Genomic DNA, 13,015 nt, shown 5'->3' on the forward strand with positions numbered 1-13,015 from the left:
GTCTCTCTTAACACACCGTTTACTGACGGTTCGCCACGAGAGAGATGAATCATGTCCCAGGCCGCCCAACTGACTTCCGCCCTATCTGTTCAGGCTCCGTACTCCCCGGAGCTGGAAAGTCGTCAGGGGCTTGAGCACGCATTCTCGCTGTTCAATCAAATGTCGGCGCAATTGACCGATTCCTATGGCGTGCTTGAAGCGCGCGTCACCGAACTCAAGGGCGAACTGGCACATGCCGGCGCCCAGCGTCTTCAGGAGCTGGCGGAAAAAGAACGCCTGGCCAACCGCCTGCAGAATCTGCTTGATCTGCTGCCCGGCGGGGTGATCGTCATTGATGGCATGGGCGTCGTGCGCGAGGCCAATCCCGCTGCAATCGATCTGCTCGGGCAGCCGCTGCTGGGCATGCTCTGGCGTCATGTGATCAGCCGCTGCTTTGCACCCCGAGAGGACGACGGCCACGAAGTCTCCCTCAAGGACGGTCGCAGGCTCTCGATTGCCACACGCTCGCTGGATGCCGAGCCAGGTCAGTTGGTATTGCTCAATGACCTGACCGAAACCCGTCATCTTCAGGAACAGCTGGCCCGTCACGAGCGCCTGTCTTCACTGGGGCGTATGGTAGCCTCTCTGGCGCATCAGATTCGTACGCCGTTGTCCGCTGCCATGATCTACGCCAGCCATTTGACCGAGCAGGAACTGCCGGTGGAAACCCAGCAGCGTTTCGCTGCGCGGCTCAAGGATCGTTTACATGAGCTGGAGCATCAGGTTCGCGACATGCTGGTGTTCGCCCGCGGCGAACTGCCGCTGACGGATCGCCTGACGCCCGGTGCTCTGTTTCAGGCGCTGCAAAATGCGGCTGCGACGCATGTTCAGGGCGTGGCGGTGCGCTGGCAGTGCGACAGCATCGATGGCGAGCTGCTGTGTAATCGCGACACACTGGTCGGCGCACTGCTCAATCTGATTGAAAACGCCGTCCAGGCCAGCGCTGGCCGGACGCTGCTGAAAATTCACGCCTACAGTCGCGGCAACCAACTGCGAATCTGCTTCAGCGATAACGGCAGCGGCATTGACAAGGCCGCGCTGGCGCGCATCGGTGAGCCGTTCTTTACGACCAAGACCACCGGCACAGGGCTTGGCCTGGCCGTGGTGACGGCGGTGTCGCGTGCGCATCAGGGGCGCGTGGATTATTTGTCGCGGGTCGGCCGTGGTACCTGCGCCATTGTCAGTCTGCCGTTGATCCCGGCTTCCAGTTCGACAGGTAATCACTGATGCCGATCAATGTGCTGCTGGTCGAGGATGACCGTTCGCTCCGGGAAGCGCTTGGGGAAACCCTCGAGCTGGCCGGTTATGACTATCAGGCGGTCGGTTCCGCCGAAGAAGCACTGGTGGCTGCCGAGGCAACGCCCTTTAGCCTGGTGATCAGTGACGTCAACATGCCGGGCATGGACGGCCACCAATTGCTGAGTCTGTTACGCAGCCGCCATCCGCAATTGCCGGTGCTGTTGATGACGGCGCATGGCGCAGTCGAGCGCGCTGTCGATGCCATGCGCCAGGGGGCTGCGGATTACCTGGTCAAACCCTTCGAGCCCAAGGCGCTGATCGCGCTGGTTGCGCGGCATGCACTGGGTCGTCTGGAGCCTGCCGAGCGCGACGGGCCGATTGCGGTCGAGCCCGCCAGTATCCAGTTACTGAACCTTGCCAGCCGCGTGGCGAAAAGCGACTCCACCGTGCTGATCTCCGGCGAGTCCGGGACCGGTAAAGAGGTTTTGGCGCGTTTCATTCATCAAAACTCGCCCCGTGCCGATAAGCCTTTTATTGCGATCAATTGTGCAGCGATTCCGGACAATATGCTGGAAGCCACGTTATTCGGCCATGAAAAGGGTTCGTTTACCGGCGCCATTGCGGCGCAGGCCGGCAAGTTCGAGCAGGCTGACGGCGGGACGATCCTGCTGGACGAGATTTCCGAAATGCCGCTGGGACTGCAAGCCAAATTGCTACGTGTGTTGCAGGAACGCGAAGTCGAACGCGTAGGGGCGCGCAAGCCGATCGTTCTGGATATCCGCGTCGTGGCGACCACCAACCGCGATCTGGCGGGTGAAGTGGCGGCGGGGCGCTTTCGTGAAGATCTGTTTTATCGCCTGTCGGTATTTCCATTGGCATGGCAGGCGTTGCGTCAAAGGACTGCCGATATTCTGCCGTTGGCCGAGCGGCTTCTGGCCAAGCACGTCAATAAAATGAAGCACGCGCCGGTTCGTCTTTCCGCCGAAGCGCAGCAGTGTCTGGTGAGCTATCCATGGCCCGGGAATGTGCGGGAGCTGGATAACGCAGTACAGCGGGCCTTGATTCTGCAGCAGGGCGGGGTGATTCAGGCACAGGATTTCTGTCTGTCCGGGCCGGTTACCAGCCTGCCTGTTGCTGCCTCTGTCGAGGCTGCAGGGGCAGTGACTGGCACCACCGCGGAGAATGCAGGTGCCGGCGTCAGTCCGGAATCTGTCGGCGCGCTGGGCGATGACCTCAGGCGTCACGAGTTTCAAATGATCATCGACACCCTGCGTTCTGAACGGGGACGTCGCAAGGAGGCTGCAGAACGCCTGGGTATCAGCCCGCGTACATTGCGCTACAAGCTGGCGCAGATGCGTGACGCCGGAATGGATGTGGAAGCCTATCTGTTTGCCACGTGAGCCAGACACACGGATCGCCGCTCCCGATCGGCGGTCACTGAATATTTTTGCTGTGATACAAGCCTGAAATAATCCCGGCGCCCCGTAGATACGGGCGGCCCGGCGCGAACTCGTGTCAAGCGACATGATGCACTCATCTGGTGTGGCAAATAGCCGCCATCTAGCTGGCATCGTTGTTGCTATACCTTCTGTACCCGCTGAATCAGTGTCAAAAATTTGCGGGCCTTACGAGAGATATGTCCATGAGCCAAGGTGTTGAATTTAATCGCTTGATGTTGGATATGCGGGCCATGCAGATGGATGCGATGTCTGCGCCCAAGCCCGTGTCCGGTGCGCAGGAAGCCGGTGCCAGCAGCTTCGCTGACATGCTTGGTCAGGCCGTCAACAAGGTCGCGCAGACCCAGCAGGCTTCCAGCCAGTTGGCCAATGCATTTGAAGTCGGCAAGAGCGGCGTGGATCTGACCGACGTCATGATTTCGTCGCAGAAAGCCAGCGTGTCTTTTCAGGCGTTGACCCAGGTGCGCAACAAGCTGGTTCAAGCTTACCAAGACATCATGCAGATGCCGGTTTAAGGGACGTACTGAGTCATGGCCGAAGCAGCTGCCGATACCGTTCCTGCAAGAACGGGCGATTCCGAAAGAAAACCGTTGTTCGGTATGTCTTTTCTGGAAAATCTTTCCGAAATGACCATGCTGCGTCAGATCGGCCTCATGGTCGGTCTTGCCGCGAGCGTGGCCATCGGCTTCGCCGTGGTGCTCTGGTCCCAGCAGCCTGACTATCGTCCGCTTTATGGCAGTCTGGCGGGCATGGACAGCAAGCAGATCATGGACACCCTGACTGCGGCGAACATCAACTACACCGTCGAGCCGAACTCCGGTGCGCTGCTGGTCAAGTCCGATGATGTGCAGCGTGCGCGTATCCAACTGGCCCAGGCGGGTGTGGTACAGAACGACGCTAACATCGGCTTCGAAATCCTCGACAAGGATCAGGGCCTTGGCACCAGCCAGTTCATGGAAGCCACGCGTTATCGTCGCGGGCTGGAAGGCGAACTGGCGCGTACCATTTCTGCGTTGAACAACGTCAAGGGTGCCCGCGTGCACCTGGCCATTCCGAAGAGCTCGGTGTTCGTCCGTGATGACCGCAAGCCAAGTGCATCGGTACTGGTCGAGTTGTACGCCGGTCGTTCGCTGGAGCCGAGTCAGGTCATGGCCATCATCAATCTGGTGGCCACTAGTGTTCCCGAGCTGAGCAAGTCGCAGATTACCGTCGTCGACCAGAAGGGCACTCTGCTTTCCGATCAGGCGGAAAACTCCGAACTGACCATGGCCGGCAAGCAATTCGACTACAGCCGTCGCATGGAAGGCATGCTGACCCAGCGCGTGCAGAACATTCTGCAGCCGATTCTGGGCAATGATCGCTACAAGGCCGAGGTCTCGGCAGTGGTTGATTTCAGCGCTGTCGAATCGACTGCCGAAAGCTTCAACCCCGACCAGCCTGCCTTGCGCAGCGAGCAGTCGGTCAATGAACAACGTTCCAGCAGCTCAAGCTCGGGCGGCGTTCCAGGTGCGCTGAGCAACCAGCCACCCGGCCCGGCGACGGCTCCGCAGACTGCTGGAGGTGGTGCCGCCGGTGCTGCCGGCCCCATCGCGCCAGGCCAGCCACTGCTGGATGCCAATGGTCAGCAGATCATGGACCCGGCCACCGGTCAGCCCGCGTTGGCGCCATACCCCGCCGACAAGCGCGTGCAGTCGACCAAGAACTTCGAGCTGGACCGTTCGATCAGTCACACCAAGCAGCAGCAGGGCCGTCTGACCCGCCTGTCGGTCGCGGTGGTGGTCGACGACATGGTCAAGACCAACGCGGCCAATGGCGAAGTGACGCGTGCTCCGTGGAGCGCGGCGGATCTGGCTCGCTTCACGCGTCTGGTACAGGATGCCGTGGGTTTCGACGCCAGCCGCGGTGACAGCGTCAGCGTGATCAACGTGCCGTTCTCCAGCGAACGCGCTGAAGTGCTGCCTGAGGCGTCGTTCTATTCGCAACCCTGGTTCTGGGACATCGTCAAGCAGGCGGTGGGCGTGATTTTCATCCTGATCCTGGTGTTCGGTGTACTGCGCCCGGTGTTGAACAACATCACCAACGGCAAGCGCAAGGAACTGGCAGGTTTCGGTGGCGACGCCGAACTGGGTGGCATGGGCGGTCTGGACGGCGAATTGTCCAACGATCGCGTAAGCCTGGGCGGCCCGCAGAGCATTCTGCTGCCGAGCCCGACCGAAGGCTATGACGCACAGCTGAACGCAATCAAGAGTTTGGTGGCTGAGGATCCTGGCCGTGTGGCTCAGGTTGTGAAAGAGTGGATCAACACTGATGAATGAACGAGCCATGGTAGCCAAACTCTCCAAAGTTGAAAAAGCGGCTGTACTGTTGCTCTCGCTGGGCGAAACCGATGCGGCTCAGGTGCTCCGGCACATGGGCCCCAAGGAAGTCCAGAAAGTGGGCGTAGCGATGGCGCAGATGCGCAACGTGCATCGCGAGCAGGTCGAAGAGGTCATGAGCGAGTTCGTCGACATCGTCGGTGATCAGACCAGCCTTGGCGTCGGTTCCGATGGCTATATCCGCAAGATGCTGACCCAGGCACTGGGCGAGGACAAGGCCAACGGCCTGATCGACCGGATCCTGCTGGGTGGCAATACCAGCGGTCTGGACAGCCTCAAGTGGATGGAGCCGCGTGCCGTCGCCGACGTGATCCGTTTCGAGCACCCGCAGATTCAGGCCATCGTGGTCGCCTACCTCGACGCCGATCAGGCGGGCGAGGTGCTTGGGCATTTCGATCACAAGGTCCGCCTCGATATCATCCTGCGCGTGTCATCGCTCAACACCGTACAGCCAGCGGCTCTCAAGGAATTGAACCAGATTCTCGAGAAGCAGTTCTCCGGTAACGCCAACACGTCGCGTACCACACTGGGTGGTATCAAGCGTGCGGCCGATATCATGAACTTCCTCGACAGCTCGATCGAAGGTTCGCTCATGGACTCGATCCGCGAGGTCGACGAAGACCTCTCGGTGCAGATCGAGGACCTCATGTTCGTCTTCAACAATCTTTCCGATGTCGACGACCGTGGTATCCAGGCGCTGCTGCGCGAAGTATCCTCGGACGTGCTGGTACTCGCGCTCAAGGGCTCGGACGAAGGCATCAAGGAAAAAATCTTCAAGAACATGTCCAAGCGTGCCTCTGAGCTGTTGCGCGACGATCTGGAAGCAAAAGGTCCGGTGCGTGTCAGCGATGTGGAAACCGCCCAGAAAGAAATCCTCACCATTGCGCGTCGTATGGCCGAGGCCGGCGAGATCGTACTCGGTGGCAAGGGTGGCGAGGAAATGATCTAAGGATTCAGCCGACTCATGTCCAGTTCCAATAAAGAATCGGCCAGCGACCTCATTCGCGCCAAGGACGCCGCGTTGCTCGACATCTGGGCGCTGCCCAGCTTCGATCCACACGTGGAGCCCGAACCTGAACCGGAACCCGAGCTGGTCGACGAACCGGCCGAGATGGAAGAAGTGCCGCTGGATGAAGTCCAGCCACTGACTCTGGAAGAGCTGGAAAGCATCCGCCAGGAGGCTTGGAACGAAGGCTTCGCCACCGGTGAAAAGGAAGGTTTTCACAGCACTCAACTAAAAGTGCGTCAGGAGGCGGAGGTCGTTCTTGCGGCAAAAGTTGCCAGCCTGGAACAACTGATGGGTAACCTGCTGGCACCTATCGCCGAGCAGGACACCCAGATCGAAAAGGCCGTCATTTACCTCGTCGAGCACATCGCGCGTAAGGTCATTCAGCGCGAGCTGGTCACGGACTCGGCACAGATTGCCGGCGTGCTGCGCGATGCCCTCAAGCTATTGCCGATGGGCGCGCAGAATGTGCGAATTTTCATAAACCCTCAGGACTTCCTGCTGGTCAAGGCCATGCGTGAACGTCACGAGGAGTCGTGGAAGATCGTCGAAGACGAAGACTTGCTGCCGGGCGGTTGCCGGATCGAAACCGAGCATAGCCGTATCGACGCCAGCGTCGAAACACGCATTGCCCTGGCGATTTCCAAGATGCACGACCAGTTGCATGAACAGGTCACTCATCCTGCTGCAGCGGATCTGAGCGTTGATCTGGATGTTTCGCCAGGCAAAGCCTCCAATGCTGAAGAATCTGACGCGGACACCCTCGATGCGCCTTGATCGCACCAGTTTCGCCAAGCGCCTCGGTTCCTATGCCGAGTCGATCAGCCTGCCTGCCCAGCCCGTAGTGGAAGGTCGGCTGCTGCGCATGGTGGGTCTGACGCTTGAGGCCGAGGGCCTGCGCGCGGCAATGGGCAGCCGGTGTGTGGTTATCAATGACGACAGCCATCACCCGGTGGAAGTCGAAGCTGAAGTGATGGGTTTTTCCGGTGGCAAGGTGTTTCTCATGCCGGTCGGCAGCGTGGCCGGCATCGCGCCTGGCGCGCGGGTTGTGCCGCTGGCCGATACCGGTCGTCTGCCGATGGGCATGAGCATGCTGGGCCGGGTGCTTGATGGTGCCGGTCGTCCGCTGGATGGTCGCTCGCCGATCAAGGCTGAAGACTGGGTGCCGATGGATGGCCCGACCATCAACCCGCTCAAGCGTGACCCCATCAGTCAGCCACTGGATGTCGGCATTCGGTGCATCAACGGTTTATTGACGGTGGGTCGCGGTCAGCGTCTCGGGCTGTTTGCCGGTACGGGCGTGGGCAAGAGTGTGCTGCTCGGCATGATGACGCGCTTCACCGAAGCGGACATCATCGTCGTCGGCCTGATCGGGGAGCGGGGCCGTGAGGTCAAGGAGTTCATCGAGCACATCCTCGGCGAGGAGGGCCTGAAGCGTTCGGTGGTGGTCGCTTCGCCAGCCGATGATGCGCCTCTGATGCGTTTGCGCGCAGCGATGTATTGCACGCGAATCGCCGAATACTTTCGTGACAAGGGCAAGAATGTCCTGTTGCTGATGGATTCCCTGACCCGTTTTGCTCAGGCTCAGCGGGAAATCGCGCTGGCCATTGGCGAGCCGCCGGCCACCAAGGGCTATCCTCCATCAGTGTTTGCCCGCTTGCCCAAACTGGTCGAGCGCGCCGGCAACGCTGAAAAGGGCGGTGGTTCTATTACCGCGTTTTACACCGTGCTCTCCGAAGGCGATGACCAGCAGGACCCGATTGCCGACTCGGCGCGCGGTGTGCTGGACGGTCACATCGTGTTGTCCCGGCGTCTGGCCGAAGAGGGGCATTACCCGGCTATCGATATCGAAGCGTCGATCAGCCGGGTCATGCCCGCCGTGGTCAGCCCCGAACACATGGCGCGTGCGCAGCATTTCAAACAGTTGTGGTCGCGTTATCAGCAGACGCGCGATCTGATCAGCGTCGGCGCCTACGTGGCCGGTGGTGATCGCGAGACGGACATGGCGATCGCGCTGCATCCGGTACTGGTGCGCTATCAGCGTCAGGCGTTGCGCGAGAACGAAAGCATGCAGGGCAGCAGCGAGGCGCTGGCGTCGATCTTCGCACCAGCGCCTGGCGGCTGATAACCCATGGCGCAGAGTCGAGCGGCGCGTCTGGCGCCGGTGGTCGAGATGGCAGAGGCTGCCGAGCGAACTGCCGCCCAGCGCCTTGGGCACTTCCAGGGGCAGGTCAATCTTGCCAACAACAAGCTGCAGGAACTTGACCAGTTTCGTCAGGATTATCAGCAACAATGGTTGCAGCGCGGCAGTGCCGGGGTTTCCGGGCAGTGGCTGCTGGGTTATCAACGCTTTCTCAGTCAGCTCGATGTCGCCGTTGCCCAGCAATACAAAAGTCTTGAATGGCACAAAGCCAATCTGGATCGGGCGCGCAGCGCCTGGCAGGATTGCTACGCGCGGGTAGAGGGCTTGCGCAAGCTGGTGCAGCGGTACATGGACGAGGCGCGCAGGCTGGAAGACAAGCGCGAGCAGAAATTGCTCGACGAGTTGTCGCAGCGCCTGCCTCGTCATGAACAATTCTGACGTTTGACTCAATCAGACCCGCAGTGATCTCTCTGGCTGGTCTACGCTATCAATGTCTCGGTGATGAAACACCTCGAGGTTCCCATGACTGTCACTTCCGAACGTTCTGCCGATGGCCAGACGCTGACCCTTTATATCGAAGGGCGTTTCGATTTCAATTCCCATCAGGCGTTTCGCACTGCCTATGAGGACTATCCGCAGTCGCTGAACTACGTGGTCGACCTGCGCGGTACGCATTATCTGGACAGTTCTGCGCTGGGCATGCTGTTGCTGCTGCGCGATCACGCCGGAGGTGACAAGGCATTGGTACGCCTGGTCAACTGCACGCCTGATGTGCTGAAGATTCTGGCCATTTCCAATTTCTCGAAGCTGTTCGAATTGAGCATACCCAGTGCAGCCAGCCCCGAACAAACTGTGCATTCTGATCGCTGATGACAGCACCAGTGACCGCTTGCTGCTGTCAACCATCGTGGCGCGGCAGGGTCACCGGGTCCTCAGCGCGGGCAACGGTGTCGAAGCGGTTGCCATCTTCGAGGCCGAAAGCCCGCAGTTGATTCTGATGGACGCCATGATGCCGGTCATGGATGGTTTCGAGGCCGCGCGAAGGATCAAGGCGATGGCCGGCGAATCGCTGGTGCCGATCATTTTCCTGACCTCGCTCACCGAAGGCGAGGCGCTTGCACGCTGCCTGGACGCTGGTGGTGACGACTTTATGTCCAAGCCTTACAACCCGCTGGTATTGGCCGCCAAGCTCAACGCCATGAACCGTTTGCGGGTATTGCACGAGACTGTTCGCCAGCAGCGTGACCAGATCGCCAGGCACCATGAATATCTGCTCAATGAGCAACGTGTCGCCAAGGCGGTGTTCGATCAGATCGCCCACGCCGGTTGCCTGGGGGCGAGCAATATCCGCTACCTGCAGTCCCCCTACGCACTGTTCAACGGCGACCTGATGCTGGCTGCTTACACCCCCGCCGGGCACATGCAGGTGCTGCTCGGTGATTTCACCGGACATGGCTTGCCGGCTGCCGTTGGCGCGATGCCGCTTGCAGAAGTGTTCTATGGCATGACAGCCAAGGGCTATGGCCTGGTTGAAATCCTCCGTGAAATGAACGCCAAGCTCAAACGCATCCTCCCGGTCGACATGTTTTGTTGTGCGACGCTGCTGTGTATCAATCTGCCGCAGCGGCAGGTCGAGGTATGGAGCGGCGGCTTGCCGGACGGCTACCTGCTGCGCGGCGCACAGGGCGAGCATGTGCCGCTGGCCTCGAATCATCTGCCCTTGGGCGTATTGAGCGTCGATGCCTTCGACGCGCGCACCGACGTGTATCCGTTGGCGCCGGGTGACCGCATATTTCTGTTGTCCGACGGCGTGCTCGACACCAGTAACAGTCAGGAGGAGCTGTTCGGTGCGCAGCGTCTGCGACAGGTTCTGTCGGCCAATCGCGAACCGCAGTTGCTGATCGAAGAGATCCTCGAGGCGCTCAACGAATTTGGCGGCAAGGCGCGTGACGATGTCAGTCTGCTGGAAGTCAGCGCTGTCGAAGCGCCGCTGCAAAGTCTGCCTGCCATGATGTATTCGGACAGCGGCGCCTCCAGCCCGCTGGACTGGTCGGCCAGCTTCGAGTTTCGCGCCTCGACCCTCAAGCGTTTCAACCCCCTGCCTTACGTACTGCAATTGCTGCTGGAGGTTCACGGCCTGCGTGATCAGGGCGCTGCACTGCATATGGTGCTCGGCGAGCTGTACAGCAATGCGCTGGAGCATGGTGTGCTAGGGTTGGATTCGGCGCTCAAGCACGACGCAGCAGGCTTCGCGCTCTATTATCAGCAGCGGGCAGAACGCCTCGACAGGCTGCAGTCCGGCTTCATCCGCATGACCCTGCAGGTTGAAACGGTCGCGCAGGGCGGTCGGCTGACCCTCGGTGTCGAGGACAGCGGCCAGGGATTTGATGTGGAAAAGACCCGGACGCTGACGCCTGCCGGCAATGAACTGTATGGTCGCGGGCTGCATCTGGTCTGTGAGTTGAGTCGCGAGGCCAGGTGGTCCAGGGATGGCAGGACCGCCTGCGTGGAATTTTCCTGGGAGGGAGTGGCATAATCCCCGCCTGGAGTCTTGATCAAGGAGTGAACAAGTGTCGATTCATCTGGATTACAGCGTGTTGAATACCTTGCAGGAGGTCATGGAAGACGAATATCCAACCTTGCTGGATGTCTTTCTCAAGGATTCCGAGCAGCGTATCGCGCAGCTGCGTCTGGCTGCCGGGTCCCGCAATCCTGACTTTCAGGAGTTGAGCCTTACCGCTCACAGTTTCAAGGGCAGCAGCAGCAACATGGGGGCCTTGCAGCTTTCCGAGCTGTGCCGTCAGCTCGAGGAGCAGGCCCGTCAGGAGCAGTTCGCAGGTCTGGCAGAATTGATTGGCACGATCGATAGCGAATACATGACGATTCGCGGGCTGTTCAATTCCGAGCGGCAGCTGTTCGTCATCTGAGCCCTTAGAGTCATACCCTCGATCCCCGCTATGGGGAATCATTAGATAACTGGCCCGTATATTGCTAACTATTTCGGTAAGGCGATAACCAGCAGCTGATGCGGAGACCGAAATGCCCCTTGCTACCAATGCGCTTCTTCAGGCCACAACCTCTGTGACCGCCAGGTCCGGTGTGGCCAACAATGCGGTCAAGTCTGCTGACAGCAGCAAGGACGGGGCCTCCAGCTTTTCCAATGTCTATGCAAAGCAGGCGAAAGACACCGTGCCTGCGCGCGAAGATGCGCCAGTAAAGCCAGCCCGCGACAAGACCGCGCCTGACAAGGACAAGGTTGCCGCCGGCAAGGACAAGCCTGCAAGCGATCAGGCAAATGCCGCCGACAAGTCTGGCGTTGCCGATAGCGGCAATGATTTGCCAGCCAGGCCGGCTGCTGCAGATGATGACGCAGCCCATTCTGACTCGAAGCAGGATGATGCGCAGGCCTCTGCCGATCCGGCGCTGAATGACGGCCAGGCGATCGTCGATCCCGTCCTTGATCCGGCATTGCAGGCAATGACCGCACAGGCTCCCGCGGCACCTGTTGTAGCCAAGGCGCCAAGTGCACAAGTTGTCACTGCGCCAGCGGTCTCGGCGCTCACCACTACGCAGGCGGCCCCGCCAGCAGTGGCTAAAGAAGCCTTCGATCCGGACGCCGATCCGCTTGATGGTCTGGATGCTGTGCAGCTGGCGCTGGAAAACGCCACTGCCAAGACTCAACTGGCTGCGCAGAATGCCCAGGCTGCCAACAAGGCGACGCCGAGCAATGCTGAAGCTGACCCGAATCAGAATATCGTCAATAACCTGTCGGTCCTGAGCGAGCAGCTTCCGTCCGAAGGCGGCAGCACCGAAAGCAGTGACAAGTCGTTCAGCGGTTTGATCGGCGAGGGGCTGAAGGATGTCAAAGGCGCCGCCGGTGATACTCGCGTCGACAACTTTGCCGATCGCCTCGCAGCGCTCAGTCAGGCCGCGCAACCTGCACGCGCAGCGGCTGCACCTGCCGCACCCTTGATGAACCAACCGTTGGCCATGCATCAAAGCGGCTGGACCGAAGGCATCGTCGATCGCGTCATGTACCTGTCGAGCCAGAACCTCAAGACCGCCGATATCAAGCTGGAACCTGCCGAACTCGGTCGTCTTGATATCCGTATCAACATGGCGCCTGAACAGCAGACCCAGGTGACATTCATGAGCGCCCATATGGGCGTACGTGATGCGCTGGAAAGTCAGATGTCGAAGTTGCGTGAGTCATTCGTGCAGCAGGGGCTTGGCAACGTCGACGTCAATGTCTCCGATCAGTCGCAACAGCAGGCCCAGCAACAGGCTCAGGAACAGGCTAGCCGCTCCCAGCGCAGCGGTCGTGGCGGTGGCATGAGCTCCGGCGATAGCTCCGATGAAATCGCAGGCGTCGATGCGGCCATCCCGGTCAGCCAGCCAGCAGCACGTGTGATCGGCACCAGTGAGATCGATTATTACGCGTGAGGCTCCTGCGTCACATGGCAACCGCGACGCGACGTCATGCATTGCCTGCACGTCTTGGCGCAGAAATGCTTTTTGAGCGCGATGGCACTGACGACGCAGAGTGCGACGTAAGTGACAGGGCGAAGGAACCCGACGAAGTCGGGCCGGAAGCCGGAGCGAAAGGTTTTGCCTACTTTGGCCCCATCAAAGTAGGTCGCCGAGGGACGAAAAGGTGCCCTGAGTCGAACCTCAATCCACCTGGCAAAGAAAAACCGCCGTGTGACGCAGAGCGTCACGAACTGCATTCCCACGCGGAGTGGTGTGACCCCCGAAG

Annotated in this window: 12 protein-coding genes; all 12 read left to right on the forward strand. The window is 60.1% G+C overall.

Annotation, left to right across the window (positions count from 1 at the left end):
- The first annotated feature begins 51 nt into the window (after window positions 1-51).
- The 12 genes from QRN50_RS01030 (at window position 52) to QRN50_RS01085 (ending at window position 12,702) form a co-directional block, all read left to right on the forward strand.
- On the forward strand, window positions 52-1,266 hold the full coding sequence (locus tag QRN50_RS01030) for a sensor histidine kinase (protein WP_024643116.1): 1,215 nt from the start codon (window positions 52-54) through the stop codon (window positions 1,264-1,266).
- Complete coding sequence (locus QRN50_RS01035) at window positions 1,266-2,678, forward strand: sigma-54-dependent transcriptional regulator (RefSeq protein WP_004408060.1); 1,413 nt, start codon at window positions 1,266-1,268, stop codon at window positions 2,676-2,678. The genes QRN50_RS01030 and QRN50_RS01035 overlap by 1 nt, the downstream gene beginning before the upstream one ends.
- Before the next feature lie 242 nt (window positions 2,679-2,920).
- Window positions 2,921-3,250, forward strand: coding sequence for a flagellar hook-basal body complex protein FliE (gene fliE, locus QRN50_RS01040; RefSeq protein ID WP_003344011.1), 330 nt, complete (start codon window positions 2,921-2,923; stop codon window positions 3,248-3,250).
- Between the two features lie 15 nt (window positions 3,251-3,265).
- A complete protein-coding gene (gene fliF / locus QRN50_RS01045; RefSeq protein ID WP_004408062.1) occupies window positions 3,266-5,050 on the forward strand; it encodes a flagellar basal-body MS-ring/collar protein FliF in 1,785 nt (594 codons plus the stop codon).
- Window positions 5,043-6,059: a flagellar motor switch protein FliG gene (gene fliG / locus QRN50_RS01050; protein WP_011268442.1), complete on the forward strand. Its 1,017-nt coding sequence runs from the start codon at window positions 5,043-5,045 to the stop codon at window positions 6,057-6,059. Before fliF ends, fliG begins: the two co-directional genes overlap by 8 nt.
- 15 nt (window positions 6,060-6,074) lie before the next feature.
- Window positions 6,075-6,893 carry a flagellar assembly protein FliH gene (fliH, locus tag QRN50_RS01055; RefSeq protein ID WP_024643117.1) on the forward strand — a complete coding sequence of 273 codons (819 nt, stop codon included), beginning with the start codon at window positions 6,075-6,077 and terminating at the stop codon, window positions 6,891-6,893.
- Window positions 6,883-8,241, forward strand: coding sequence for a flagellar protein export ATPase FliI (gene fliI, locus QRN50_RS01060; protein ID WP_011268440.1), 1,359 nt, complete (start codon window positions 6,883-6,885; stop codon window positions 8,239-8,241). Before fliH ends, fliI begins: the two co-directional genes overlap by 11 nt.
- Before the next feature lie 6 nt (window positions 8,242-8,247).
- The gene (gene fliJ, locus QRN50_RS01065; RefSeq protein ID WP_002554288.1) at window positions 8,248-8,697 is read left to right on the forward strand and encodes a flagellar export protein FliJ; all 450 of its coding nucleotides are present in this window, start codon (window positions 8,248-8,250) and stop codon (window positions 8,695-8,697) included.
- Window positions 8,698-8,781: 84 nt separating this feature from the next.
- Entirely contained in the window at window positions 8,782-9,129 is a 348-nt protein-coding gene (locus tag QRN50_RS01070; protein WP_004408073.1) for an STAS domain-containing protein, read from the forward strand.
- Window positions 9,089-10,795, forward strand: coding sequence for a fused response regulator/phosphatase (locus QRN50_RS01075; RefSeq protein WP_011268439.1), 1,707 nt, complete (start codon window positions 9,089-9,091; stop codon window positions 10,793-10,795). The genes QRN50_RS01070 and QRN50_RS01075 overlap by 41 nt, the downstream gene beginning before the upstream one ends.
- Window positions 10,796-10,829: 34 nt before the next feature.
- Window positions 10,830-11,186, forward strand: a complete 357-nt coding sequence (locus tag QRN50_RS01080) for an Hpt domain-containing protein (protein WP_011268438.1) — start codon at window positions 10,830-10,832, stop codon at window positions 11,184-11,186.
- Window positions 11,187-11,298: 112 nt separating this feature from the next.
- Window positions 11,299-12,702: a flagellar hook-length control protein FliK gene (locus tag QRN50_RS01085; protein WP_011268437.1), complete on the forward strand. Its 1,404-nt coding sequence runs from the start codon at window positions 11,299-11,301 to the stop codon at window positions 12,700-12,702.
- Window positions 12,703-13,015: the final 313 nt, after the last annotated feature.

This window comes from Pseudomonas sp. MEJ108, assembly GCF_030208985.1.
GTDB classification, from domain to species: Bacteria; Pseudomonadota; Gammaproteobacteria; order Pseudomonadales; family Pseudomonadaceae; genus Aquipseudomonas; species Aquipseudomonas fragariae.

Bases quoted from the DNA above. Each gene is read 5' to 3' on its own strand.
- QRN50_RS01030 (WP_024643116.1), top strand. From the start codon at position 52: ATGTCCCAGGCCGCCCAACTGACTTCCGCCCTATCTGTTCAGGCTCCG.
- QRN50_RS01035 (WP_004408060.1), top strand. From the start codon at position 1,266: ATGCCGATCAATGTGCTGCTGGTCGAGGATGACCGTTCGCTCCGGGAA.
- fliE (WP_003344011.1), top strand. From the start codon at position 2,921: ATGAGCCAAGGTGTTGAATTTAATCGCTTGATGTTGGATATGCGGGCC.
- fliF (WP_004408062.1), top strand. From the start codon at position 3,266: ATGGCCGAAGCAGCTGCCGATACCGTTCCTGCAAGAACGGGCGATTCC.
- fliG (WP_011268442.1), top strand. From the start codon at position 5,043: ATGAATGAACGAGCCATGGTAGCCAAACTCTCCAAAGTTGAAAAAGCG.
- fliH (WP_024643117.1), top strand. From the start codon at position 6,075: ATGTCCAGTTCCAATAAAGAATCGGCCAGCGACCTCATTCGCGCCAAG.
- fliI (WP_011268440.1), top strand. From the start codon at position 6,883: ATGCGCCTTGATCGCACCAGTTTCGCCAAGCGCCTCGGTTCCTATGCC.
- fliJ (WP_002554288.1), top strand. From the start codon at position 8,248: ATGGCGCAGAGTCGAGCGGCGCGTCTGGCGCCGGTGGTCGAGATGGCA.
- QRN50_RS01070 (WP_004408073.1), top strand. From the start codon at position 8,782: ATGACTGTCACTTCCGAACGTTCTGCCGATGGCCAGACGCTGACCCTT.
- QRN50_RS01085 (WP_011268437.1), top strand. From the start codon at position 11,299: ATGCCCCTTGCTACCAATGCGCTTCTTCAGGCCACAACCTCTGTGACC.